The organism is Thermosipho japonicus (genome assembly GCF_014201655.1).
In the GTDB taxonomy this organism is placed as follows: Bacteria; Thermotogota; Thermotogae; order Thermotogales; family Fervidobacteriaceae; genus Thermosipho; species Thermosipho japonicus.
Window position 1 is genome coordinate 210,619 of record NZ_JACHEX010000003.1, and the last position, 25,740, is coordinate 236,358.

General features: G+C 30.7%; 25 protein-coding genes. 9 read left to right on the top strand and 16 right to left on the bottom strand.

Going from position 1 to position 25,740, the window contains the following annotated elements:
- Positions 1–2: 2 nt before the first annotated feature.
- The 7 genes from lptB to HNP65_RS06835 are packed head-to-tail and all read right to left on the bottom strand — an operon-like array spanning position 3 to position 5,295.
- Positions 3–698: an LPS export ABC transporter ATP-binding protein gene (gene lptB, locus HNP65_RS06805; RefSeq protein WP_184619532.1), complete on the bottom strand. Its 696-nt coding sequence runs from the start codon at positions 696–698 to the stop codon at positions 3–5.
- Positions 699–706: 8 nt separating this feature from the next.
- Positions 707–1,195 (bottom strand): OmpH family outer membrane protein, encoded by a 489-nt coding sequence (locus HNP65_RS06810; RefSeq protein WP_184619533.1) that lies wholly within the window; start codon positions 1,193–1,195, stop codon positions 707–709.
- A gap of 12 nt (positions 1,196–1,207) precedes the next feature.
- The gene (locus tag HNP65_RS06815) at positions 1,208–2,758 is read right to left on the bottom strand and encodes a DEAD/DEAH box helicase (protein WP_184619534.1); all 1,551 of its coding nucleotides are present in this window, start codon (positions 2,756–2,758) and stop codon (positions 1,208–1,210) included.
- Positions 2,755–3,252 (bottom strand): peptide deformylase, encoded by a 498-nt coding sequence (gene def / locus HNP65_RS06820; RefSeq protein WP_184619535.1) that lies wholly within the window; start codon positions 3,250–3,252, stop codon positions 2,755–2,757. Before def ends, HNP65_RS06815 begins: the two co-directional genes overlap by 4 nt.
- Positions 3,230–3,997, bottom strand: coding sequence for a 5'/3'-nucleotidase SurE (gene surE, locus HNP65_RS06825; RefSeq protein WP_184619536.1), 768 nt, complete (start codon positions 3,995–3,997; stop codon positions 3,230–3,232). The genes def and surE overlap by 23 nt, the downstream gene beginning before the upstream one ends.
- A gap of 20 nt (positions 3,998–4,017) precedes the next feature.
- Entirely contained in the window at positions 4,018–4,482 is a 465-nt protein-coding gene (locus tag HNP65_RS06830) for a YaaR family protein (protein WP_004100942.1), read from the bottom strand.
- Positions 4,483–5,295, bottom strand: a complete 813-nt coding sequence (locus HNP65_RS06835) for an Mrp/NBP35 family ATP-binding protein (RefSeq protein ID WP_246348214.1) — start codon at positions 5,293–5,295, stop codon at positions 4,483–4,485.
- 141 nt (positions 5,296–5,436) lie between these two features.
- Between HNP65_RS06835 and HNP65_RS06840 the strand changes: the two genes are divergently transcribed.
- Both HNP65_RS06840 and abc-f read left to right on the top strand, forming a co-directional pair.
- Complete coding sequence (locus tag HNP65_RS06840; RefSeq protein ID WP_184619537.1) at positions 5,437–5,868, top strand: hypothetical protein; 432 nt, start codon at positions 5,437–5,439, stop codon at positions 5,866–5,868.
- A gap of 7 nt (positions 5,869–5,875) precedes the next feature.
- Positions 5,876–7,618 (top strand): ribosomal protection-like ABC-F family protein, encoded by a 1,743-nt coding sequence (gene abc-f, locus HNP65_RS06845; RefSeq protein WP_184619538.1) that lies wholly within the window; start codon positions 5,876–5,878, stop codon positions 7,616–7,618.
- Here abc-f and HNP65_RS06850 read toward each other — a convergent pair.
- Positions 7,613–8,950, bottom strand: coding sequence for an MATE family efflux transporter (locus tag HNP65_RS06850; RefSeq protein WP_184619539.1), 1,338 nt, complete (start codon positions 8,948–8,950; stop codon positions 7,613–7,615). The genes abc-f and HNP65_RS06850 overlap by 6 nt on opposite strands.
- A 114-nt stretch (positions 8,951–9,064) precedes the next feature.
- Here HNP65_RS06850 and HNP65_RS06855 point away from each other — a divergent pair, with 114 nt between their 5' ends.
- From HNP65_RS06855 to HNP65_RS06870, 4 genes are all read left to right on the top strand, one after another.
- On the top strand, positions 9,065–9,328 hold the full coding sequence (locus tag HNP65_RS06855) for an ArsR/SmtB family transcription factor (RefSeq protein ID WP_126993157.1): 264 nt from the start codon (positions 9,065–9,067) through the stop codon (positions 9,326–9,328).
- Between the two features lie 79 nt (positions 9,329–9,407).
- Entirely contained in the window at positions 9,408–10,496 is a 1,089-nt protein-coding gene (locus HNP65_RS06860; RefSeq protein ID WP_184619540.1) for a permease, read from the top strand.
- Between the two features lie 14 nt (positions 10,497–10,510).
- Complete coding sequence (locus HNP65_RS06865; RefSeq protein WP_184619541.1) at positions 10,511–10,747, top strand: thioredoxin family protein; 237 nt, start codon at positions 10,511–10,513, stop codon at positions 10,745–10,747.
- 132 nt (positions 10,748–10,879) lie between these two features.
- Positions 10,880–12,214: an FAD-dependent oxidoreductase gene (locus HNP65_RS06870; RefSeq protein ID WP_184619542.1), complete on the top strand. Its 1,335-nt coding sequence runs from the start codon at positions 10,880–10,882 to the stop codon at positions 12,212–12,214.
- 54 nt (positions 12,215–12,268) lie between these two features.
- On the opposite strand, the gene HNP65_RS06875 is transcribed toward HNP65_RS06870, so the two are convergent.
- From HNP65_RS06875 to HNP65_RS06890, 5 genes are all read right to left on the bottom strand, one after another.
- A complete protein-coding gene (locus HNP65_RS06875; RefSeq protein ID WP_184619543.1) occupies positions 12,269–13,117 on the bottom strand; it encodes a DMT family transporter in 849 nt (282 codons plus the stop codon).
- A gap of 27 nt (positions 13,118–13,144) precedes the next feature.
- A complete protein-coding gene (locus HNP65_RS06880; protein ID WP_343043470.1) occupies positions 13,145–13,807 on the bottom strand; it encodes a class I SAM-dependent methyltransferase in 663 nt (220 codons plus the stop codon).
- Between the two features lie 88 nt (positions 13,808–13,895).
- The gene (locus tag HNP65_RS09815; protein WP_246348215.1) at positions 13,896–14,318 is read right to left on the bottom strand and encodes a hypothetical protein; all 423 of its coding nucleotides are present in this window, start codon (positions 14,316–14,318) and stop codon (positions 13,896–13,898) included.
- 33 nt (positions 14,319–14,351) lie between these two features.
- On the bottom strand, positions 14,352–14,792 hold the full coding sequence (locus tag HNP65_RS09820; protein WP_246348216.1) for a hypothetical protein: 441 nt from the start codon (positions 14,790–14,792) through the stop codon (positions 14,352–14,354).
- A 777-nt stretch (positions 14,793–15,569) separates the two neighbouring features.
- On the bottom strand, positions 15,570–17,579 hold the full coding sequence (locus tag HNP65_RS06890; RefSeq protein ID WP_184619544.1) for an HD domain-containing phosphohydrolase: 2,010 nt from the start codon (positions 17,577–17,579) through the stop codon (positions 15,570–15,572).
- Between the two features lie 816 nt (positions 17,580–18,395).
- Here HNP65_RS06890 and HNP65_RS06895 point away from each other — a divergent pair.
- The gene (locus HNP65_RS06895) at positions 18,396–20,399 is read left to right on the top strand and encodes a methyl-accepting chemotaxis protein (protein ID WP_184619545.1); all 2,004 of its coding nucleotides are present in this window, start codon (positions 18,396–18,398) and stop codon (positions 20,397–20,399) included.
- Between the two features lie 111 nt (positions 20,400–20,510).
- On the opposite strand, the gene tsf is transcribed toward HNP65_RS06895, so the two are convergent.
- Genes tsf through pyrG form a run of 3 tightly spaced genes read right to left on the bottom strand, consistent with a single transcriptional unit; the run spans position 20,511 to position 23,415 of the window.
- On the bottom strand, positions 20,511–21,101 hold the full coding sequence (gene tsf / locus HNP65_RS06900) for a translation elongation factor Ts (protein ID WP_012579917.1): 591 nt from the start codon (positions 21,099–21,101) through the stop codon (positions 20,511–20,513).
- A gap of 24 nt (positions 21,102–21,125) precedes the next feature.
- Complete coding sequence (locus HNP65_RS06905) at positions 21,126–21,842, bottom strand: PHP domain-containing protein (protein ID WP_184619546.1); 717 nt, start codon at positions 21,840–21,842, stop codon at positions 21,126–21,128.
- Positions 21,835–23,415: a CTP synthase gene (pyrG, locus tag HNP65_RS06910; protein WP_184619547.1), complete on the bottom strand. Its 1,581-nt coding sequence runs from the start codon at positions 23,413–23,415 to the stop codon at positions 21,835–21,837. Before pyrG ends, HNP65_RS06905 begins: the two co-directional genes overlap by 8 nt.
- A gap of 122 nt (positions 23,416–23,537) precedes the next feature.
- Between pyrG and HNP65_RS06915 the strand changes: the two genes are divergently transcribed.
- The gene (locus HNP65_RS06915; RefSeq protein ID WP_184619548.1) at positions 23,538–24,749 is read left to right on the top strand and encodes a competence/damage-inducible protein A; all 1,212 of its coding nucleotides are present in this window, start codon (positions 23,538–23,540) and stop codon (positions 24,747–24,749) included.
- Positions 24,746–25,729: a LacI family DNA-binding transcriptional regulator gene (locus HNP65_RS06920; protein ID WP_184619549.1), complete on the top strand. Its 984-nt coding sequence runs from the start codon at positions 24,746–24,748 to the stop codon at positions 25,727–25,729. Before HNP65_RS06915 ends, HNP65_RS06920 begins: the two co-directional genes overlap by 4 nt.
- The last annotated feature ends 11 nt before the right edge of the window (positions 25,730–25,740 follow it).

A 25,740-nucleotide genomic window follows, 5' to 3' on the forward strand; every position in this document is an offset into this window, starting at 1 on the left:
AACTACCCCCCCAAATAAACTTCTTTTACAGTTTCATCGTTTAAAACTTCTTCTGGCTGTCCACTTGCAATTATATCACCTTTGTGTATTACATATAATCTGTCAACAATATCTTTTAATGCATCCACACTGTGATCCGTTATAATTATACCAAGTCCTCGCTCTTTTAATGATATAACCATCTTTTGAATTTCTTTAACCGTTTTTGGATCTATACCAACAAAAGGTTCATCAAGCAACAAAAACTTTGGAGAAAGGGTCATCATTCTTGCAAGTTCAAGTCGTCTTTTTTCACCGCCTGAAAGATAAAACGCATATTGTTCCTTTAACGAATCTATTCCAAATTCTTTTAATAGTTTTGGTATTTTTTTCACATCTTTATCATGATATTCAATAACAAGTTTTAAATTATCTTCAACGGATAATTGTCTAAAAACTGATGTTTCTTGTTGAAGATACGTTATACCAAGTTTCGCCCTTTTATGTATAGGAATTTTCGTAATATCTCTTTTACCTAAATAAATTTTTCCAGAGCTTGGGATAACAACACCAAGTATAATATTAAATAAAGTAGTCTTGCCGGAACCATTTGGCCCCAGCAAGCCTACCACTTCACCTGTTTTAACATTTAAATTTATACCATTTAAAACCTGTTTTCTACCGAATCTTTTTTTTACATCCTTACATACTATCTCCATATTACCTTTTATTGAGCCATACTTTTTAAATACTCAATAAATTGAGCGGTAATATCGTACTTTGAATTTCCATATGCCATCGTTTTGCTATTAAATACAAAATCATAACCCATTATCTCTGCATATTCTGCTATCTTTTGAAGTATTTCCTGCTCAAGCTCTGCAAACTTTTTCTGGTATTCGCTGTTTAACAAATCAGAGTATTGTTTTTGCTTTTGATTGTACTCTGCAATTTTTGCATTTATTAAATCCGCTGCTGTACCTTTTTCTTTCATATTGTTAATCTCAGCTGCAAGTTCATTTAACTTTTTTTGATAAAATTGAACATCTTCCTGATACTTTGCCTGAAGGTCAATCCATTTATCGTATGATTGTAAAACCTTTGTAGAATCAATGTAGGCAAGTTTTGGACCTTGAGCGCTATCCCCTCCTGCAAACAAGAGTACAAATGATAAAAGAATAAAAGATGCTAAAACTACCATACCAAGCTTCTTCACAAAATCCACCTCCTAGTTTCTCGCCCTTGCTTTTGACACTATTGATCTTCTTCCTCTCTTTTTAAAGACGGAAAGAATTATTTCAGCCTCTCTGTATGGAACGGTAATAAAGGAAAATTTATCCAATACCGTAATATCACTTATAACCTTACTTGATATCCCGGTATTTTTAACTATGTAATCAATCAACTGCTTTTTGTTAATTCCAGATTGCTTTCCAAGTGCAATAAATAATCTTACAACTTCTTCTTTCCTTGAGGAAATTTGAGAAATATTACTGTAACTTTCTGGGTTTAAAGATTTATAGCCCATACTAAGCAATGTTGCAACAACCTCTTCGGCAGGAAGTTCATTGAGGAGTTCTTTTGCAAGTTCATAATAAATATTATGTTTTTTAGAATTATTTTCAACAACTTGTTTTTTTATCTTTTTCGCCTTTGTCTTTATAATCTGATCTACAGATGGGACTTTTCCTTCCTTTATCTTAGCATTAGAAAACTTCTTTATTCTAAACAATTGTCTGTATTCCCTTGGAGTTACAAAAGTTATCGCAACACCTTCTTTTCCGGCTCTTCCCGTTCTTCCTATTCTGTGAACGTAATGTTCAGGATTTAAAGGAATTGAATAATTAATAACGTGTGTTAATCCTGTTATATCAATTCCACGTGCAGCAACATCGGTTGCAACAAGAATATTTACCTTTTTTTCTCTGAATTTTTTTAATACTCTTTCCCTTTGATATTGAGAAAAATCTCCATGAAGTGCTTCTGCATCATATCCTCTTTCAATTAATTTTGATGATACAGTATCAACCTCAACTTTTGTTCTGCAAAATACCATACCATAGAACTCTTCTTCCATGTCTATTATTCTACACAACGCCTCAAATTTATCACTTTCTCTTAGTTCAATATAAATCTGTTCTGTTAAATTTGTTGTCAACTGCTTATCCTGAATCTTTATAACCTCATAATTTTTTATATACTTTTTTGCAAGATCAATTATTCTCTTTGGAATTGTTGCAGAAAACATCAAGAAAAATTTATCATCAGATGTACTTTTTAATATCTTTTCAACATCATCAATAAATCCCATATCAAGCATTTCATCTGCTTCATCTAAAATAAAATATTCCACTTTTGAAAGGTCTATTGTTCCCCTTTCAAGATGATCCAATATTCTTCCTGGGGTTCCAACGACAATATCTACACCTTTTCTCAAATGATCAATCTGTCTTTGAATAGATTGACCACCATATATTGGAAGAATTTTTAATTTCTTTCTCTTTAAAGAATTAATCTCTTCAGAAACCTGGAGTGCAAGTTCCCTTGTTGGTGTTAAAATAATCGCTTGAACATACCCCTTGTTTTCTAGTAGTTCAATTAATGGTATTCCAAATGCTGCTGTCTTTCCTGTTCCAGTTTTTGCCTGTACTATTAAATTCTTCTCCTTTTTCAAGAGTATAGGTATTACCTTTTCCTGTACTGGCGTTGGACTTTCAAATCCTTTCTCATTGATTGCCCTTAACGTTTTTTCACTCAAGTTAAAATCTTCAAAATTCACTTTTTTTCCTCCATTCTCATCCTCATTATTTTAGAAAGCTCAGTAGAAAGTCGTCTTTTTACGCTAGTTGGCAGATGATCAATAAAGAGTATTCCATCTAAATGGTCCCTTTCGTGTTGAACAATCCTTGCACTATATCCCTCAAACAACTTTTCCTGAACTTTCCCATATTCATCTTGATATCTTAATTTTACCCATTTATACCTTTCAACATCTTCAAAAATACCTGGAAGACTTAAACAACCTTCTTCTCCAATTTCTTTTTCCTGAGAATGTTCTATTATCTCAGGATTTACAATAATTAGAGGACCACTGCCATCATCCATTGCAAAAAATCTTAAAGAGATACCAACCTGTGGTGCCGCAAGTCCAACACCATCTTCAAGGTACATTGTCTTTAACAAGTCTTCCTTTATTTGTTGAATATATTTAAAATCTTCCACTATTTTTGCCTTTTTTCTCAAGATTGGATCACCGTATAGTCTTATCTTCATACCTTTCCTCCAATCTTTTTAAATATTCTTCATTTGTTAAGAAAACACTTATTGGAGTCACTGAAACATAATTTTCAGCAATAGCCTTGTAATCAGCCTTTGGATCAGGATCATCTTCAATTATAGTTCCCATCATCCAATAGTAATTTCCTCCAGAAGGATCAACACGCTTTTCAAAGTAATCATCGTACATTCTCTTACTCTGTCGTGTCAACTTCCATCCCTTAATCTGATCATATGGAATTGAAGGTACATTTATATTAAGAGCGGTAAACCTTGGAATAGATCTTACATCAAATTCTTCAAGAAAATCTAGTATAAACTTTGCTGCTGTTTCATACATAGGATTTTCAAAGCTATAACTTGAAACTGCAATCGAAGGAACACCTGCTATAGCACCCTCAAGTGCTCCACTAACAGTTCCTGAATACACAACATCAGTTCCTAAATTATTTCCCCTATTTATTCCACTTATTAGTAAATCAGGTTTTTCCCCAAGTACAACATCTATTCCCATTTTTACACAATCAGCTGGTGTTCCTGATACAGAATATATCTCAAAGTTTTCATTTATGTCTAACTTTCTAAGCCACAGAGGAAGTCTTAATGTAATTGCATGTCCAACTGCACTTTGCTCAGTCTCTGGAGCAACAACTGTTACCTTGTATTTTCTACTTAGCGTTCTAGCAAGACATAGTATTCCATCAGCTGTTACACCATCATCGTTTGTTACCAAAATATTCATACACTTTCACCTCTTACTCCTTACTTATACAAATCAAGAATAAGTCCATTAATTTCCTCAACCTTTGCAGCATAATTGATTGTTCCGGCTTCACTTGAAATCAATTTCTCTGCAAGATTTTGAAGTTTTGAATCGATTTCTTCGACAATAACATGAAGACGCGGAGTATTAGTTGCATAATCCATTTTTCCACCAAGCTTGTACATCTTTTTCTCAATAAGCTTCAAAAACTTTTTTATCTTTTCTTTGTATTTTCTTAAAGAATCTGGAGTTGGGGAACGAACAAAATCGTTCCCCGCCTCCAGAATGTCATTTACTATTCTTTCAAGTTCTTGGTTTATTTGTTCTTCTTCCACATCAAGTAAAACATCGAAAAAACCGGGGGTTTCACTGGAAAAACTGACTTTGTGTTTTCCTTTTAAACCTTTTTTCTTCTTTATGTTTTCATTTTTTATCTTAGGATCCCCGGTTGGTTCGATTCTCATTTATTCCACCTCTACAGATTTTGCAACCTTTTCAGCAATCTTTCTAAATTCTTCTTCAACTTCACTCTCTCTCATATAAAGTGTAACCGGCTTTCCTTCATCTGCAAGTTTTGCAGCCTTTGGATCAAGAGGAATTTGTCCTAAAAGCTCTACATTGTATTCTTCTGCAAGAATTCTTCCTCCGCCACTTCCAAATATTTCAATTTTTTCTCCGCATTTTGGGCACCTTACAAATGACATATTTTCGACTATACCAATTAATTTTTTGTTCATCGAATGTACAAAATCAATTGCCCTTCTTACATCATCAAGGGCTACTTTTTGAGGTGTGGTTACCATAACTACTCCATCTAGATCATCGAGTGTTTGGAATAAACTCAACGCTTCATCGCCTGTTCCAGGTGGTAAATCAAAAATTAAAAAGTCAAGTTCACCCCATTTTGTATCTCCCAAAAACTGCTTTATAGCAGAATGTTTGAGTGGACCTCTCCATATGACTGCTTTTCCGCTTTCAACAAGCATACCTATAGAAAGGGCCTTTAAATTAGGTAAAATTTCAGCAGGAACTATCTCTTCACCATCAACAGATGGGTTTTTTTCACCAAGCATCCTTACTATGTTAGGACCGTGCATATCAAGGTCAAGAAGCCCTACCTTGTAACCGCTCTCTGCAAGTGCTGTTGCAAGGTTTACTGCAACTGTGGTCTTTCCAACTCCACCTTTTCCACTTAAAACTGCTATTTTGTGTTTTACATTTTTCATCTTTTCTTTAATTTTTGTGTTTTCATTATTCAAATTAAACTGTGGCTGCATTATCTCACCTCCATATTTCTTTTCATATCATTATAACACATATATATTAATGTTAATATGTATAAAAAATGAATTTTCTGTCAAGAATTAGAATTAATCAGTATTTTGTGATAAACTAACTATGAAAGGGGGTGGAAAACTATGAAAAAAAGTAATATTTTTAAATTTTTAAGTTACTTATTTTCGATCGTTTCAACTTTTCCAGTGGCCATCCCTGTATTGCTAACAATAATTGTCTTATTAAACAAAGGTAAATTCTTATACGATTTTATGATGCCCGCAGAATTAATTTTATTTACAATCCTTGCTTCCTTAGGCATTATTACTTTGCAAATTATAGATAAAAAAGCATTCTTTGAGTACAAAAAGCTAGCTATATACCTTTCACTATCTATTTCTAACTTCTTAGCTGCCAATATATATGCTTATCTTACCGGACTTGCCCACGAAGATGCAAAGTTAAACGGTATACATTTATTTTTCATAACAATCTTTGTAATTTTGTGGCATCTTTTTGCTATATTAATTTCAATAGAATGTTTCAAACTAACAAAAAAAATCAGCACGAGGTGATTTTGCTTTGATCATTCTAAATAATCTCACAATTTCATTTCCAGGAAAAACTCTGTTGTCGGATGTTAATTTAAATATATCCGATAAGGAAAGGGTTGCACTAATTGGTAAAAATGGTTCAGGAAAAACAACACTATTAAAGGCAATAGCTGGTATTTTTAACGACTACACAGGAAAGATAATCACTTCCGGTAAAATTTTGTATCTTGACCAATTTAGAACATTTGACGAAAAAACTCCATACGAATACTATATGAAAGTAGCTAACACTCCAGAAAAAGAAAGACTAGTTAGAAGCATACTCAAGGGTTTGGGATTTGAAGAAGAAGATTGGTACAGAGATATCTCCACTTTTAGTGGTGGAGAGAGAACAAGGCTTCAAATTGGAAGGCTTTTCATTGAAGATGCAGACTTTATTCTACTAGACGAACCAACAAATTATCTTGATATTTTAGGAATAAGATTTCTTAAAAACCTCCTAAAAAACTTTAACGGAGGTTACATTATAATCTCACACGATAGAAGTTTTTTAAGAGATACATGTGAAAGATTTTTAGAAATAAACAACGAAAAAATATGGGATTTTAAAATGAAATTTGACAATTACCTCGTCGAAAGAGAAAGACTTATACTCCACCAACAAAGAACAATGAAGAACAAGCAAAAGGAAATTGAAAGGTTAAAAAAGATAATTGAAAGATACAGAAAATGGGGAAGAGAAAAATTCATAAAACAAGCAAAAAGTAAAGAAAAAATGCTACAAAAGATGCTTGAAGAGCTTGAATCTGAAGTAACTTTCAACAAAGAAGAATTTGATAAAAAAATATCCCTTCCAACTCCTGAAATGCCAGGTCACGTAGTTTTAACCGTAAAACATTTAAAATTCTTGGATATCCTAAAAGATGTAAGCTTTACAATCCATTCGGGAGATAAAATGGCTCTGCTTGGTAAAAACGGTTCTGGAAAAAGTACTATCCTAAGATTAATTAAAGGAGATAAAAATGGCTCAGGAACAGTTGAATTTGGATACAATGTAAGAGTAGAATTTCTTGATCAATTTGTAGAAGAACTAGATGATGAAAGTACTGTGTTTGAAGAAATATCAAATGAAATGGAATTTGAACCAGATTATGTAATACGGGCGTACGCTGGAAGATTCGGTTTCAAGGGAGAAGAGGTATTTAAAGAAGTACACAACCTTAGTGGTGGTGAAAGACAAATCCTTGCACTTGCAAAGGTTCTCCTTAGAAAGCCAAATCTTTTAGTGCTTGATGAACCTACAAATCATATGGATCTAGACACGCTAGAGGCTCTCGAAAACGCTTTAAAAGAATTTAAAGGAAGCATTATACTTGTTTCGCACGATGAAGAGCTCATAAAGAACGTGTGTAACAAATTTTTTGTATTAGAAAATGGAATACTAAAAGAAATATATGACCTTAGTGAATACGTTCCAACTGAAGAAAAAGAAAGAAAAAAGAAAGAAAATATAGAATTTGAAGAGAAAAAGAAACTGAAGAACAAATTAAAAAGCCTAAAAGAACAATTGAAAAAGAAAAGAGAAGAAGAAGAAAAATTAATAAAAGAACTTGAAAGTGTTGAAGAAGAGCTCTTAAATGTTAATTCTGATTATGTAAAAGCAGAAAAGCTTGTAAATCAAAAAAATAAATTAGAAGAGAAGATATTTAATACAATGCATGAGATCGAAGAGTTTAAAAAACAAATCGAAGAACTTGAAAAAGCTCTATAACTTTTCAACAACATTTTTTACCCATTTTTTACTGTGATATCTCGAATAAAGAATAATTGCCTTTGTTATTTCATCGCTCATTGTAAAAAGATAAACAATTGGAAATGAAAATTTTAAAATAAGGCCTGAAAATGCAGCAAGAGGAACTCCAAGAAGCCATAATGTTCCTGCTTCGACCATAAAAGAGTATCTTGTATCACCACCTGCTCTTAAAAAACCAACAATGTTTAAACCATTAAAGACCTTGATTGGTATAAAGGCCATGGAAATTGTTATAGTTACTCTAACAAGTATTTTTACTTCATCAGAAACATCAAAAAAGTTTACTATGTAGTAGGAAAGAATAACAGTTAAAGTACCAGAAATAATTGCTACAATCTGTGAAAGCTTTATTACCTTTTTTGAAACATCAAAAGCTTCTTTGAATCTAGACGCACCAAGATAATTTCCAACAATAACGGATGCAGCTGATGCAATAGAAAATGTAAAGGAATATGCAAATCCTTCAATGGTTCCCATTATATTTCTTGCCGCTATCGTTTGAGTGCTCATATGAGCGTATATAACAGAATACATTGTCATACCAAAAGACCAAGCAAATTCATTAGCAATTGTTGGTAATGTGTAATGGAAAAAGTTCTTTAAGAATTTCTTATCAATCATCTCAACATGTTTGAGTGTAAAAAAACCTGGAAGATTTTTTATCTTTATAATCAAAATTAAACTAGCAAGTCCAACTATCCTTGCGATAAGGGTTGCTATAGCTGCTCCTAAAATACCAAGTTTTGGAAAACCAAACTTTCCAAATATTAAACTATAATTTAAAAATACATTCGTTGATAATTCTACTATCGTTACATACATAGGAATATGAGCCTTTTCTACACTTCTTAAAACAAAAGAAAAGACCATACTCAAAGCAAATATTGGAAAAGAAAAAGAGATAATTTTTAAATAAATAATTCCTTCCTTAATTACAAGTGGGTCAGGACTAAAAAACCTCATAACAATTTGTGGAAAGAAAAAAGAAAGAGTAAAAAATACCGCAGAAAAAAGTAAGGCAGTAGTGCTTGTTACTGCGGATGATTTTGCTATTCCATCTATATCTTTCTTCCCCCAAAATTGTGAAAAAAAGATGGAACCGCCTGATATAAGTCCGAATAATATAAGATTGTATAGAAAGAAAAATTGATTTGAAAGTCCCACACTTGCAATTGCAACTTCACCAAGTTTTCCAATCATTAAGGTATCAACAAAATTGACACCAGTAGATAAAAATTGTTGTAATGCAATGGGAAGTGCTATTGCAAATATTTTTTTATATATTCCCATATAATTCCTCCTTAGTTAGGATTACTAATTATTTTAACATATGTAAAAATAATTGACAATATTAGTAAAAATTAGTTATAATAAAAAAGAATTTACAAAAAAAGGAGTGGAAAAGTGGAAAAATTCGAAGAAGCTGCAAGCATTTTAAAGGCACTTGGACATCCAATTAGACTTAAGATATTATACCTACTAAGTGAAAAAGAACATTGTGTTTGTGAATTATTATCTAAAATAAATACGAGCCAACCAAATCTTTCACAACATCTTTCTATCTTAAGAAATTTAAAATTAATCAAAGATGAAAGAAATGGAAACATGGTAATCTACAAATTGCAAGATAACGAGCTTGTCAAAGCTATTCTTAGCGCTTTAAAATAATTTTTTTATTGACAATATAAGCACTTTATTATATACTAATTATTGAAATTACTGACTATTATAGAAAGGATGATTTTTTGTGAAGGAGTTTGTGATTATTTTAACAATCTTTTTAACATTTTACTTTGTTCCATTTAATGCTTCTATCGTTCAAGATAGTATATTAAATGGATTTCAAATGCTGCAAGAATATGCAAGAGAGCATGTATTGCTTTGTCTTGTACCGGCATTTTTTATTGCTGGAACTATAAGTGTCATGCTCAAAAAAGATGCTGTACTAAAACTTTTAGGACCAACTGCAAAGAGAATTATTTCTTACCCCATTGCAGCAGTAAGTGGTGGAATACTTGCAGTATGCTCTTGTACCATTCTTCCTCTTTTTGGAGGGATATATAAAAAAGGTGCAGGAATTGGACCAGCAACCACGTTTCTTTTTGCTGGACCTGCAATAAATATAGCCGCAATATTTTTGACAGCTAGAGTTCTTGGTTGGGATCTAGGTTTGGCAAGATTAATAGCAACTGTAACTGCTGCTATACTGATTGGTTTGATAATGGAATTATTATTTCAAGAAAAAGGTGAAGGTGGTTTTATTACAACAGAGGAAAAAAGTGAAAATGGTCTAAAAGTACTTGTATTTTTCTTGCTACAACTTGCATTCTTAATAATTGGTGGATTAAAAATTAATCCAGCAGTTAAATATACAACAATGTTTGTCATATCAATTATTGTATTTTTAATGGCAGTATTTTCATTTAAAAGAGATACTACAAAAAGCTGGCTTGAAGAATCTTGGGATTTTGCAAAAAAGATTTTACCTTATCTTTTTGTTGGGGTATTTTTAGCAGGAATAATAACAAAACTTCTTCCTCAAGAAGTGGTTACAAAAATACTAGGAAGTAATGGAATACTTTCAAATCTTTTCGCATCAGTTATTGGAATGTTTATGTATTTTGCAACACTTACTGAAGTCCCAATTGTTCAGGCTTTAAGAGAACTTGGAATGGCAAAAGGACCAACACTTGCACTTCTTATGGCTGGAAATTCTTTGAGCCTTCCAAGCATGATCGTTATAACAAGACTTTTTGGAAAGAAAAAGGCATTTACATACTTTACCTTGGTTGTGATATTTTCAACAATATTTGGTTTAATATACGGAAGAATATGAGGGGAGGGGAAAATATGGCAAAAAAGATTGAAATTTTAGGAAGTGGATGTCCAAGATGCAAACAAACCGAAAAAATAATGAAAATGGCAGTAGAAGAACTTAATATCGATGCAACTATTGAAAAAGTACAAGATATCAACGAGATTATCTCTCGCGGAGTTGCTGCAACACCCGCGGTTGCAATCGATGGAAAAATAGTTATTTCCGGAAAAATTCCAAAACTTGAAGAAGCAAAAAAGCTTTTACAATAAGGATAATTAGAAAAAATAAGAGGGGAAAAATTTCCCTCTTATTTTTTACTTGACAAATTAGTATAAACTAAGTATAATTATAGATGAAATCTAAAAGTTAAATTATTCTCAAATTAAGGAGGCTGAAAAAATATGAAAGTAATAGTTATAGGTTGTACACATGCTGGAACTGCGTTTACCGTAACTGCAAAAAAATTATATGGAGACAAAGCAGACATTACAATATATGAGAAAAATGACACAATATCGTTTCTCTCATGTGGAATTGCACTCCACGTTGGTGGCGTGGTGAAAGACCCTGAAAAACTTTTCTATTCTTCTCCAAAACAATTATCAGAAATGGGAGCAAATCCAAAGATGAAACATGAAGTAATTGATATTAACACAAAGGAAAAATGGGTTCTTGTTAAGAATCTTGAAACCGGTGAGACTTTCAAAGATACTTACGACAAGTTATTGATATCTTCTGGTTCATGGCCAATCATTCCGAATATTCCCGGAATTGATCTTGAAGGAATTAAACTTTCAAAAAACTTTTACCACGCACAAGATATAATTAATCATTCAAAAAATGCTAAAAGAATTGCCGTTATTGGTGCAGGATATATTGGCGTTGAACTTGCTGAAGCTTTTAAAGAAAACGGAAAAGAAGTTATGCTCTTTGATATAAAAGATAGAATTCTATCAAGATACCTTGATAGAGAATTTACAGATATTTTAGAAACAGAATTAAAAAATAACGGTGTTGAACTTATCCTTGGAGAAAAAGTTGTAGAATTTAAAGGTGAAAACAACCATGTAAGTAAAATTATCACCGACAAAGGTGAATATAATGCAGATATGGTAGTGCTTGCAATAGGATTCAAGCCTAATACAGAACTTTTTAAAGGAAAAGTAGAAATGCTAGAAAACGGAGCAATTAAAGTCGACAAGTATCTTCATACTTCTGAAAATGATTTATTTGCCGTAGGAGATAGTGCAGCTGTTTGGTTTACACCTACTAATTCATATGAGTATATTCCACTTGCAACAAATGCTGTTAGGATGGGGACAATAGCTGCATACAATTTATTCGATGCTACGGTAGAATACAAGGGAACACAAGGAACTTCCGGTGTTAAAGTGTATTCATATAACGTCTTTACTACTGGGTTAAGTCAACAGTTTGCAGAAGAAAGAAATTTAGATGTGAAAACTATATTTACAATAGAAAATAACAGACCAGAGTTTATGCCTGAGTATGAAAAAGTATACATAAAAATCGTATATGACGATAAAACTAAAAGAATCCTTGGCGGTCAGATAATGTCTAAAGCTAATGTAGCAGAAAGTATAAATACTCTTTCACTTGCTATTTCAAATAATATGACTTTAGTTGATATTGCATTTTCAGACTTTTTCTTCCAACCCCACTTTAACAAACCTTGGAACTTCTTAAATACTGTTGCATTAAAGGCTATTCAGTAATTAAAAATTTATTTTCTAAGCTCCCCTGCCTTTTTAGGTAGGGGAGTTATTTAATTATGCTTTCTTCAATTCAACTTTTGATCTATTAATTAAAATATTTAATCTGTATATTGAAAAAATAACAATTATTATACCTATCCACTGTCTTGTTGTTATTACGTTTGGAAAGAATAACCTTGAAAGCAGCAATGAAGTAATTGGGTTTAAAGTCCTTACTATATTTGCAATTGAAAAACCTATTTTACTCAAACTCTTGTAGAAAAAATATAATCCCAAAAATGAACCTATAAATGAAGCTATGGTCAGAAAAATAAAACCACGTAAGTTGAATGAAAGAGAGCTAGTTCCATATATAGAAAAATAAAGAATGCTAATAACTAAGAAAGTTATAATATTATTTGCAAAAACTAAAAAATCTGCCTGAATCTTTGATAACTTTGCAACTGAATTACTGGTTGCAAAAAATAGAGCCGAACATATAGAAAATATACCACCAACAAGATTTAGATTCTCAACTTTATAAGAAGGCATAATAATTAAAATTATTCCAAAAATATTAATCGCTATCTGAAAAAATACACTCATAGAAATTTTTTCTTTGAATAAAAGGACAGAATATAGAGATGTAAAGATATAATATGACGTTCCAAGAACCATTGCTATACCAGGATCAAGCTTTGAAAGGCCTATAAACATAAAAAGTAATCCTACTGCATTAAACAACCCTACGAAAATAACATACACATTTATTTTCTGAAACTTTTTTAGAAAAAATAATGAAAAAATACCTGCTAACAACGAGTTGATTACTGTGGCAAACATTGGATCAAAGTCTCTTAATGCAAATTTGTTAAAAATAGCCGTACTACCCATCAATACTGCTGAAAGAATTGCATAAATCATTTTTCCACCTCAACTTTATTTTTCATGTTATTTTTTAGAATATGTATACAGATAAAATCCACAATCATTTACAATCTTTTTTAAAAAAGTATCAAATGTTCTAATTACACGAAACTTAAAATTTTTCTTAACTCCAGGAACTATAATAAGATTGGTAATTTTATACTTAATAACCGAAAATCCACTCTTTTTAATTATCTTCTCTAACTGTTTTGGAGTTAGCTCTTTTTGATAACCATAATCCCATTTTCCAAAAATTTGTTGAATAATCCTATCAATAACTCCAAAAGATATTCTATTTGGAACCATTATCACCGCTATACCTCCTGGTTTCAAAATTCTATAAATTTCTTTTACAGATTTTTCTAAGTCTTCTTTTAATCTATAATGCTCAATAACTCCCAATGACAATACTAAATCACAATAATTATCTTCTATTGGTACATTTACTGCACTACCAAGCTTTAGTAACATTTGATTTCCAAACATTTTCCTTGCCTTATAAATTGCCTTTTCTGAAATATCTATACCAATAAGTTCTTTACTGTTTAAATCTCTCCCTACTAATTTTAAAATTCTTCCATCACCACAACCAATTTCGGCAATAGTTCCAACATTACTTATTTTAAATTCTCTCTTTATGTATTCTACTATCTGTTTAACTTTTAATCTTGAAACATAGTCTCTCACCTTTTCATCAGAATATGTATTATTACCTATCCAAACTTTATTCCAAATCTTACTAAAATTACCTTGATGCCCCCCATTCTCTCATCCCTTAATCTTTTAACTTTTCAACATTTTTTGCATTTAAAAACTTTCCCAAATTATTTTCTATCAATTCACCTTTTACAATTAAAATGTCACCAACACTATATTCTCCCTTATTTCCTCCGTGATATATTACTATCTTCATTTTTTCACCTGTATTTAATATTCTTCCTAAAACAATCGTAGGTGTATATATTGAATGGGTATTATCTATAATTTCAACTTTATAATTTACTGCTCCTAAATTCCTATAATCTATCGAAAATATCTTAGGAATGTCCTCAGTATTTTCATATGCAAAATGGCAACAAAATATTTTATTCCTAAAGTATGCTCTTAAAGGAGTTTTCTTTCCTCTATCAAAAACTTCCATACCCTTTTTAGATGATAAGCCTATAATCTTTTCAAATATTTCCATATTTCTTTTCAAATTAAATCTAAATAAAACATCTATATCACTCTTTTATTTTCTAAGTCCTACCTGATATGATCCAACCATTCCTATTCCACTGTATTCCTCTTTTGAGACACCTAATAATTTTAAAAATTCTTCTAAATAGAAAAACTCTTGAGGATAATTTTTAGAAAATTTCTCAAACGTGTAAAATGGATCATAAAATTTTTCTATATTACTTTTATCAACCAACATTTTATGTTCAACAAAATACGCTTTTGTATGTTTTCTTCCCAATTTTTTAATATACTCTAACTGTTCTTCAAAGCTGCGCCAACTTCCATCTTTCTTACGTATTACTTTTACATATTTTCTCTTTTCTATCTCTACATCTCCATCAGGTTGTTGTATGTAAATGTAATTGCAAATCACTTTATTTTCAGGATGCCACCACCCCTCAACACTACATATATCCCCATCTTTCGTCATAAATAGTTGCATATCAATCATACATTCTCTCCCCTATTTTTCTTTCACTTAAAATGACACGTATATTATATATAACAATATATAAAATGTCAATATTAATTTAAATCTATTTAAAACAATGAATTTATTTCATTTCATCTTTTAAAAATATATGATAATTATCTTAAACATTTTTATTTCAAAAATAATTTGCATGCTACAAAATAATAATAATTCAAAATATTTATTTTCCAAATTTTAGAAAATTAATATTTACTATATGTTAACTTTATTTTTTCAGGCCTATTAACACAAACAGAATGACTCAGGCCAAAATAAAAAAAATTAAAAAAAGGCTACACCTGTTAAAAAGAAAGTGTAGATCGACAATATTTGTTTAGTATCTCTTCTCTGCAAGAACTACTTAACAAAATACTTAATACTGTCACAAGTCTAAAAAAACATTCGGAGCATACATTTAAAAAGGTTATATTCTAATTTTATTGATAGAAGAACAAAAATAAATAATCTACCTTCTAGGTAAACGATTGAAAAGATTGTCAATAAAGAAAGTAAGAAACTAAAAAACTTTTTAACACATTTTTAGTTATTGTTAGCAGTTAGGTTAATAGAAAGAACAAAACAGCAATTAAGACGAATAGGATGAATAAGAAGAAGTTAGAAGGACAGATTGCATATATGTGCTAACAATTAGGAGAGCGTGAATTATAAATAGGCAATGGATGAAACAGATAAATGATTAAAAGTATCGTATAAATTACATTATTTTTCACAGCTTTTTATTCCTCATTCCCAGTTTTAACTTACATCTAAATTATCTTTTAAAATAATATTACTACTTGAAACCATTTCGGTAAAAACTCTAACTATCTCCGAATCAAATTGTTTTCCCGCATTCCGGGTAATCTCATTAATTGCTTCTCTTATAGTCATCCTTTTTCTATATGGTCTATCTGTAGTCATTGCATCAAATGTATCTGCAACAGCCAAAATTCTTGCTTCAAGTAAAATTTCTTCGCCTTTTAATCCATCTGGATATCCAGTTCCATCCCATCTTTCATGATGTTGTTTAACAATCAAAGGAATATTTCCCATATACTCTAAGTCCTTTAAAATTTCATAAGCTTTAACCGGATGTTGCTTTATTAGTTCAAATTGCTCTGCTGTTAACTTTGAAGGTTTATTTAATATTTCAGGTGGTATAAAAATTTTACCCATATCATGCATTATTCCCGCCCAATATATTTCTTTTATTCTATTTCTCTCTAGTCCCATTTTCTCAGCTATTTTTGAAGCATAGTATGCGACTCTTTCAGAATGACCTTTAGTATATGGATCATAAAATTCTACTATTTTAATTAGTGACATTATTAAATTTTTCAGGAATAACCCTTGAAGTTTAGCATGTTCTTTAATTGTTAGAAAGGCCGAGATAATTTTTGAAAAACTAGTGAGGATTTGAACATCGTTTGAATCAAAATTTTTGGAACTATTTTCTGGAATCTCAATTGAAATATTTCCAATTAATTTGTCATTAACTATTATTGGAGAAAAAATGGCCTGTTTAAATTTTTTAGATGCTTTTAAAAACTTTTCAAGTAAATCTTTAGGCATTTTATTCTTAATAAAGTTATATATCTGCTCATAATCAATGATATGTGTATCTTTTGTAAAAAGTAAATATTCTTTACTTATTTTTAACTGATTTAGAAAATCTAAAAGGTGCCCCCTTGCTGCTAGAAAATGTACATAATTGTTTTTTAATAACATCAAAGAACCATACCTTGCTTTAGGAATCAACTTAAAAGAAAGTTCAAAAACATTTTTGAGATATCCTTCTTGATCTTTTTCGGTTTTAATAACATCAGAAACAAGTAACAAAACTTCGTTTAGATTTGAATGTGCCTTTACTAAATCTTTATAAAGCTTTCTTAATTTTTGGTTCTTGATCATAAGTTCATTTGTCCGAATCTGGACAATCCTTCTTAATTTCCGTAAAACAAGCAAAGAAATAAAGATTAATGCTAGTAAAGCGGGAAGAACATAAAATAAGATAATTTTTACCCAAGTTGGTAAAAATCTTTTTGTAAAATATTTGTCATACAATTTCCAATATAAAGATTTAGGATTATCTTTTAATTTTAAAAGATATTTATCAATTGTTGAAATGATTAGAGTAAGGTTTGGGATATTTTTATTAAATGCTAATTTTAATTCAACATTACCAAAAACAAAAGGACTTTCAATATATGAATATTTTTCTGAATAAATTATAGAAGATAGTCTAGAAACAACCCCTGCATCAACCTTTTTATCATTTATTAATTTTAGTATTTCTTCGTAAGAATTAGTCCAAATAATTTTGAATTTCAAAGAAAAAGAATTTGATATTTCAAGAAATTTCAAAGCATAAATATCATCTTTTACCAATGCAATTTTATAATTCGAAAGTTGATAAAGATCTTTAAGAGGATAATATGAAACAATAACACCCCAGTTTGAAAATACAGAAACATTGTTAAATTCAAACATTCTAGATCTTTCAGGAGTATATGCTATGGCCACTAAAGCATCAATTTCGCCAGATATTAACTTAGAATAAAGATTTGGCCAGCTACTATAAACGTATTGAATACTCCAATTTTCTTTCTTTGCTATGTAATTCAAAATATTTACATAAACTCCTTTTACTTTTCCATTTTCTTGATAACAAAGTGGGTAATTATCATACACACCAATTTTTAAAGTAACATTCCCAAATGTTGATATAAAAGTAAGTAAAAGTATTAAAAAAAGTAATTTTTTCATTATATCATCCCCTTTTGATTAATTTTCATAAAATAGTAACTAAAAAAAACAACACTATTATATAATATATATATAAAATACTAAAATCTAGACCCTGACCAAAGTAAAAAATAGATTAAATTAGAATATAAAAAAATGCTACATCCGCTAAAATTATCTTTGAAGCAAAAAATAACATAAAACAAGAAAACATAGCTTATATTATTTGTCTTAATATATCTGAAGTTACTCAATAAATCTAAGACTACCACAACTAATAATATACCTTACTGTTCACATCTTTTCTATAATTTTAACTCTTATGTATTTAACTAATATCCAATCATTACACTCTACATCTTAAATAAATAATCTTCTTTCTAAAAAAAACACACTATTGATTGAAAAGATTATTAAAAGTAAGAAAATAAAAAGACTTTTTGAAACACTGTTAATTACAGAGCTTAAAAACAAGAAAAAGAGATTTCATCTACTATAATGAAGCAAAGACAAAAGAATTATTAGACTTTGTAATAAGAAATATTTGAGATAAGAAATAATAGAAAAGTAGAACATACTAATTTTTTATTAATCGAATGAATAGCTCTTTTATTATACAATATTATATTGCGATATTAGATATTATTGGAAATTAAACTGTAGACACTTAAGAATTTATCAAAATATGATTTAATAGTTTTAGTAGGGCAAGAACTTTGTGGAACCGTGCGCTGGTGTTGAACCTGAACTTCTATAAGTCGTGGTAATTATCTGAATTTATCCAAATAATACTTTTAACAGCACTTTTGTATACTGAATTTAAAGGAGGTGGATAGAATGAAAACGCTTCGTGGAAAAATGTTAGTTTTCATTTTAATACCATCGATTGTAGCATTGATAGGAATGGGAATTATAATTTATTCTCAAGTAAAGTCAAGTTCTGTAAAAACTACAGAAAATGCAACTACTAAGTTACTATATAACACTGCTAAAACTTTTAGTGAACAAATTAATGGTCTTGTTGCACAAATAAAAACCTTTGCCGAACAAGATGATGTAATAAATGTATTGAAAACCGGTGATTGGCATGACCTTTTTGAAAGAAAATTAAAATCTCAAATCGCTGATAGGCCCTATCTTGATATGTTCTTTATTGCTTTCCCTGATGGTAATTCTATAACTACACTTGATGTCTCTGTCAATATTTCTGACAGAGATTACTTTAAAAAGATTATAGCTCAAGGTGAAGATATTGTTATTAGCGACGCTTTTGTATCTAAATTAACTAATCAAAATGTGTTTGTCATTGCTTCGGCAGTAAAAGATGAAAATAATAAAACAATAGGCTTGTTTGGCGCTACAGTAAAGTTAAAATATTTTAATAAAATACTTGAAAGCCTTTTATTAACTAAATCAACAATTGCCTGGGCTAGTGATTCTTCGGGATTAATAATAGGTGATACAAGCCGGCAATATTTAATGAAAATGAACATAAAGGAAGCTTCAAAATGGGGACTTTCAGAACTTGAAAAACAATCTTCAAAGATTCTTTCTGGGGTAGAAGGTTTCTTTAACGTTAAAGATTCTTCTGGTGAAAAACATTACACTTATTATACCCCTATAGAAGCTGTTAAAGGATGGGCTTTAGGTATTATGATTCCTGAAAAAGAATTAATGGAAGAAAGTAATAGACTATTGAAAATAATCCTAACATCTTTTGGTATTTTTATTATTTTAGCAGTAATTTTAATTTTTAGATTAGCAACTATCATTTCCAAACCACTAAAAGTTTTCTCAGAAAAAGTACTTAAACTTGGAGAAGGTGATTTGACAATCGAATTTAGTGTTAACGGAAAAGACGAAATAGCGCAAATGGGGCGTGCACTTAATAATGTTGTTGAATCATTAAGAAAAGCAATAAGAAAAATTAATGAAGCATCAGTAGAAGTTAACGATTCATCAGAGAACTTATCGAGCACTGCTCAAGAATTAAGCGCATCATCGGAGGAAATGTCTTCGCAAATGGAAGAAGTTAATAAAGCTGCACAAAATATATCAGCATCGATACAGGAAGTAACAAGTGGTGTTGAAGAAGTTGCTGCAGGTGCTCAAACAGTATCTAAAGCTGCCCAGCAAATTAGCGAAAGATCAAATCATGTAAGTTTGGCAGTGCAAGAAGGTGATTCAGCAATAAAGAAAATTGTTGAAATGATAAAACAAGCAAAAGAAAGAGGAGAACAAACTGCTAATATAGTTGACAATTTGAATGAACAAGCAAAGAATATAGGACAAATACTTGAAACAATCAATTCAATAGCAGAGCAAACAAACTTGCTTGCTTTAAATGCTGCTATAGAAGCAGCAAGAGCAGGTGAAGCAGGAAAAGGATTTGCAGTAGTTGCAGATGAAATAAGAAAACTTGCTGAAGAAAGTAAAGCAGCAACAAACCAAATAGAACAAATATTAGGAGATATAGGACAAGGTGCAATTAATGCAAATGAAGCAACTAAAGATGTCGTCAAGCTAGTTGAAAATATTAGTACACAATCAGAAACAGTAGTAAAACAATTTGATAAGATTACAGACGAAGTAACAAACATGTCAACAGAAATAGAAAGTTTAGCAGCAAGTTCCCAAGAACAGGGAGCAGCAGCACAAGAAATAAGCAGTGCAATGGATATGTCGTCTCAATCAATTTTAATGATAGCACAACAGATAGAAGAAATGATGGAAGCTGTTAAATTACTCGCAAACGCAAGCCAAGATATAACTGCATCTTCTCAAGAATTAACTGCTTTAGCAAATAATCTAGTTGAACAGGTAAAAATGTTTAAAGTTTAAAAAAACGGAAATTGCAAACAAAAACCCCATCCTAGATAACTAAGGATGGGGTTTTTACAATATTTAGATGAATATGTTAGTTAATTTTCGAAAAATCATAATTAATTGAATTTACTCACCAACTGTATATTTTACAAATCTTGAAACTCTGATGTTTTCTCCTATCTTTGCAATAGATTCTTTAATTAATTCTTCAACTGTCTTATCTTCATCAAATGCAAATTTTTGTTCATACAAACAATTTTCTTCAAAGAATTTGTTTAATTTTCCTTCTACAATTTTTTCTATAACATGTTCTGGTTTTCCAGAATCTTTTAATTGGTCCCTATAGATTTCTTTTTCTTTTTCAATAACTTCTTGTGGGACATCTTCTCTTCTTACCCACCTTGGTGACATTGCTGCAATGTGCATTGCAATTTTGTTACCTAATTCTTGGAAGTCTTCTGTTCTTGCAACAAAATCTGTTTCACAATTTAATTCAACTAAGACACCAATTCTTTTGTTAAAGTGAACGTAAGCTGCGATAATTCCATCACCAGTTTCTCTTGAAGCTTTTTTTGCTGCCTTTGCAATACCTTTCTTTCTTAAAATTTCAATAGCTTGTTCCATATCTCCATTTGCTTCTTCAAGTGCCTTTTTACAATCCATCATTCCAGCACCTGTTCTATCTCTTAATTCCTTAACAAGTTTTGCATCAATCATACTTTCTCCTCCTCCTCTTTATTTTTAGACAATTTTCTCCATATCCCATTTTCCATCATTTAATACCATTATATATTCAAAACCCAAATCTTTCAAATTACCTAAAGTATCATAAATACCTCTTCCTACATCTTCCAATCTGTGAGCATCAGAACCTATTGTAACATATTTTCCACCAAGGTCTCTATAAAGCTTTAAAATATCATACGAAGGGTTTGGTTCACCGTATCTGTATATTGCAGAAGTATTAACTTCCAATATCTTTCCTTCCTTAATAATTTTCTTAAAAATTTCCGAGATCAATGGATATAACTTTTTTGAAAATGGCTCATTATTTTCTACAAATCTTCTTGGAAAATCAAGATGACCTAATACATGAAAATCATTGATAACTTCGATTATATTATACAAATTCTTCAAATAATTTTCATACATCAATTGGATATCGCTATAGTCCTTATATGCATGGTATGATAATATAACAAAATCAAATTCTTTTAAATCTATGTCAATTTTTGATTTACCATCCCATCCAAACTCTACTCCAACTAAAAGTCCATATTTTTTCATTGTTTCTTTATAGCTTTCTATATCAAATTTAAAGTTATGATCCTTTTCAACTGCCTCGTAATGATCCGTAATTATAACCTTCAAATTCTTTTCCTTTGCATATTTTACAATATCTTCCACATTTGAATTTGAATCAGGAGAAAAATTACTGTGTATATGATAATCAATCATTTATTTTTCCTCCTGCAGCCTTTACTAACCACTTAAAAATAGGGTGAGGCTTTCCAACCTTTGATTTATATTCTGGATGATATTGAATACCTACAAAGAATGGATGATCTTCAAGTTCAACTGCTTCAACAAAATCAGATCTTGCAGATATTGTTAGTTTATAACCTTCTTCTCCTGGATTTTTAAATAGTTGAGGAAATGCTTCTGCATCAACTTCATAGCGGTGTCTGTGTCTTTCATACACAATCTCTTGACCATCATAAATTCTACTTAAAAGCGTTCCTTTCATAATTTGTGTCTTTTGAGCTCCTAGCCTCATTGTCCCACCAAGATTTAAAACCTCTTTTTGTGATTCCATCATATTGACTACTGGGTATGGAGTATTCTCATCAAATTCTGTAGAATTTGCACCTTCTAATTTTCCAACATTTCTAGCAAATTCTATTGCCATAAGCTGCATTCCAAGACATATTCCAAGAATCGGTTTTTTATTTTCCCTTGCATATTTTATTGCTTTTATCTTTCCTTCTATTCCTCTTCTACCAAATCCTCCTGGAATAATCAATGCATCAAAATCATCTAAATAGTTTTTGATTTGCTCATCTGTCATATCTTCAAGTTCTTGTGCGTCAATAACTATAGGTTTTTGAGCACCTGAAAGATATATAGATTCAATTATACTTTTGTAAGCATCATCTGTACCAAGATATTTACCAACTATACCTATTTTCAAGAGTTCAAAAGACTTTGGATAACTCCAATTAAAACTATCATTTATATCAAGACCAAGCTCTTTAGCGATTAATTTGTGAAGGTTCAAAGAATGAAGCACATCTGGAACTTCATATACATTAGATGCATCTGGAAGATTTATAACTCTATTTCTTGGAACTCCGCTAAACAAAGAAACCTTAAATAAACTATTTGCATCTATAGGCATTTCCGTTCTAACTATAATAGTATCTGGATGGATACCTATCCTTCTTAGAAGCTGAACAGATTGTTGAGTTGGTTTTGTCTTAAACTCGTTTGTGGTTCTTAAATATGGAACGTAAGTTACATGCACAAAATGAAATTTTTCTCTTCCAATTTCAAAAGCAAGTTCTCTAACTGCTTCTAAAAAAACTTCTCCTTCTATATCTCCAACAGTCCCGCCAATTTCAATTACAAGTAAATCCCCATCCATAGATTTAATTCTATCTTTTATCTCGGAGGTAACATGTGGAACTATTTGAACGGTTGAACCTAGATATTTTCCTTCTCTTTCTCTCTTTATTACAGAATAATATATCTGTCCAGCCGTTATATTATTTTTTCTTGAAACATTAATTCCAAGAAATCTTTCGTAATGTCCAAGATCAAGATCTGCCTCATATCCATCGTCGGTTACAAAAACTTCCCCATGCTGGTTTGGGTTCATCGTTCCAGCATCGACATTTAAATATGGATCAATTTTTAGTATATTAACATTCACACCACTGTCTTTTAATATTCTTGCAAGAGATGCAGAAAATATACCTTTGCCAATTCCGCTTAATACCCCACCTGTGACAACAATAAACCTTTGAGGCATATTATCCCTCCTTTTATTTAAATTTTACTATTTTTTGTTATAATTCGTGTTTCTTTAAAGTTACAGCTTCTATTTTTTTGTGGTATCATATATTTGGAAACGTTCCAAAAAGAGGTGAAATTATGAAAACTGCATCAATAATAGCGATTGGTAATGAACTTGTCGAAGGGATCCTAGTAGACACAAATTCAAAATATATTTCAAAAAAGCTCTTAGAATACGGCTATAAAACAAAAATTATTAAAACTCTTCCAGATGATTTAGATTTGCTAGTAAAAGAAATAAAAGATTCTCTTGAAACAACCAACCTTGTTGTAACCACTGGAGGACTTGGACCAACGGAAGATGATCTAACACGTGAAGCTGTTTCAAAAGCTCTTGAAAAAAAACTTATTTTCGATGAAAATTTATCAAAAAAAATCATCGAAAAAGCCAAAAAATTTCATAGTTATGTACCGAAAATAGTAGAAAGACAAGCGATGGTAATTGAAGGTGCTACAGTTTTAGAAAATCCAGTTGGTACAGCGCCAGGAATGTTCTTAAAAACTTCCAAAAGCACAATTTTAATACTTCCTGGGCCTCCTGTTGAAATGATACCAATATTTGAAGAGGCATTAAACCTCATCGAAAAAGAAAATAAAATTTACCAAAGAAGAATTAAAACCATAAATATTCCAGAAGCAGTTCTTGTAGAAAAATACAAAGATATAATTTACAAGTATAAAGAGGTAAATGTTGCCACAATGGCAAGTCACACCAGCGGTGTAGAATTAAGATTTACAGGTGAAAAAGCACTTGTAGATGAAATAGTTAATATGTTAAGTGAAAAACTTAAAGACTATATTTATGCCTTTGATGATAAAACTATTGAAGAAATCGTATTTGAAAAGCTGCTTTCAAAAAATAAAACCGTCTCATTTGCTGAATCATGTACTGGTGGACTTGTTTCTGCCAATTTTGTAAATCTTTCCGGAGTTTCAAAAGTTTTTAAAGGCTCAATTGTTGCATATTCTAATGAAGTAAAGCAACGAGTTTTAAATGTTAATTCTAAGACACTTGAGAAATTTGGAGCGGTAAGTAAAGAATGCGTAGAAGAAATGGCAAAAGGAGTAAGTAAATTATTAGACACAGACTACTCAGTTGCAGTATCAGGAATCGCTGGACCTACAGGCGGTACAAAAGAAAAGCCAGTTGGTACAGTATGGATCTGTGCATATTCAAGGGAAAATGACATATTCATGACTGAAGGATTTTACTTTAAAGGAAACAGACAAACAATTAGAAATCGCTCAACTTTACACGCATTTGATATGTTAAGGAGGATATTAAAATGAAAAAAAGAAGTGTTACCATAAAAGATGTTGCAAGAAAAGCTGGAGTTGGTGTGGGAACAGTCTCAAGAGTTATAAATAATAGTCCACACGTTAATCAAAGAACAAAAGAACATGTGCTAAAAGTAATACAAGAACTTGGTTACATGCCAAACCCACATGCAAGAAGACTTTCAAGTGGACATACAAAAATAATTACAACAATATTTCCACAAATGGTTGGAGAATTTCACCAACTACTACTTTCAGGTATAGATGAAATTTTTGAAAAAGAAGGATACACATCATTTGTCTATCCATTATATAGTGAAAATAGATACAAATTTGTAAGGGAAAGCTCGGATTTTGTTCTTGGAACCGATGGAGTTATTATAGATGCATTAAATGTTGATAGACTTCTCCAACAATATATACCAAAAAATGTTCCTGTTGTTTCTGTTGAATTTGATTCTGAAAAGTATGATTCTGTTATTATCGACAACTTTTACGGCGGTATGATAGCAGGTGATTACCTTTCAAATTTTGAAGGAGATATTTATGTAATTACACATAGAAGAAAGTCAAAACTAGAAAGTACCGTTTTCGAAGAAAGGGTTAATGGGTTTATCGAATCTATAGAAAAAAAGGGGAGAACTATAGAAAAGATCTTTGAAATTGAACTAGATTGGCTAGAAGCTTTTAATGTGGCAAAAGAAATATTTACCCGCTCTAATAAGGTTATTATTTTTACTACAACTGATTATTTTGCCTTTCCAGTAATAGAATTTACAAGAATAAAAGGTCTTGTTCCACAGAAAAATTTTCATTTGTGTGGTTTTGACAACCTTACACTTTCTAATATCTTAAATATTACTACTATAAAACAACCAATAGTTGAAATGGGAAAAAGTGCAGGGGAATTACTTTTAAGAAGAATTAAAGGTTTTACAAGAAAAAAACAAACCGTTGCATTTAAGCCCGAGATAATAATAAGAGAAACATAGTAAATAGAAAA

Coding starts and splice junctions, on each gene's coding strand:
- lptB (WP_184619532.1), bottom strand. CDS start 698: ATGGAGATAGTATGTAAGGATGTAAAAAAAAGATTCGGTAGAAAACAG.
- def (WP_184619535.1), bottom strand. CDS start 3,252: ATGAAGATAAGACTATACGGTGATCCAATCTTGAGAAAAAAGGCAAAA.
- surE (WP_184619536.1), bottom strand. CDS start 3,997: ATGAATATTTTGGTAACAAACGATGATGGTGTAACAGCTGATGGAATA.
- HNP65_RS06830 (WP_004100942.1), bottom strand. CDS start 4,482: ATGAGAATCGAACCAACCGGGGATCCTAAGATAAAAAATGAAAACATA.
- HNP65_RS06835 (WP_246348214.1), bottom strand. CDS start 5,295: ATGCAGCCACAGTTTAATTTGAATAATGAAAACACAAAAATTAAAGAA.
- HNP65_RS06840 (WP_184619537.1), top strand. CDS start 5,437: ATGAAAAAAAGTAATATTTTTAAATTTTTAAGTTACTTATTTTCGATC.
- HNP65_RS06850 (WP_184619539.1), bottom strand. CDS start 8,950: ATGGGAATATATAAAAAAATATTTGCAATAGCACTTCCCATTGCATTA.
- HNP65_RS06865 (WP_184619541.1), top strand. CDS start 10,511: ATGGCAAAAAAGATTGAAATTTTAGGAAGTGGATGTCCAAGATGCAAA.
- HNP65_RS06870 (WP_184619542.1), top strand. CDS start 10,880: ATGAAAGTAATAGTTATAGGTTGTACACATGCTGGAACTGCGTTTACC.
- HNP65_RS06875 (WP_184619543.1), bottom strand. CDS start 13,117: ATGATTTATGCAATTCTTTCAGCAGTATTGATGGGTAGTACGGCTATT.
- HNP65_RS09820 (WP_246348216.1), bottom strand. CDS start 14,792: ATGATTGATATGCAACTATTTATGACGAAAGATGGGGATATATGTAGT.
- HNP65_RS06890 (WP_184619544.1), bottom strand. CDS start 17,579: ATGAAAAAATTACTTTTTTTAATACTTTTACTTACTTTTATATCAACA.
- HNP65_RS06895 (WP_184619545.1), top strand. CDS start 18,396: ATGAAAACGCTTCGTGGAAAAATGTTAGTTTTCATTTTAATACCATCG.
- tsf (WP_012579917.1), bottom strand. CDS start 21,101: ATGATTGATGCAAAACTTGTTAAGGAATTAAGAGATAGAACAGGTGCT.
- HNP65_RS06905 (WP_184619546.1), bottom strand. CDS start 21,842: ATGATTGATTATCATATACACAGTAATTTTTCTCCTGATTCAAATTCA.
- pyrG (WP_184619547.1), bottom strand. CDS start 23,415: ATGCCTCAAAGGTTTATTGTTGTCACAGGTGGGGTATTAAGCGGAATT.
- HNP65_RS06915 (WP_184619548.1), top strand. CDS start 23,538: ATGAAAACTGCATCAATAATAGCGATTGGTAATGAACTTGTCGAAGGG.
- HNP65_RS06920 (WP_184619549.1), top strand. CDS start 24,746: ATGAAAAAAAGAAGTGTTACCATAAAAGATGTTGCAAGAAAAGCTGGA.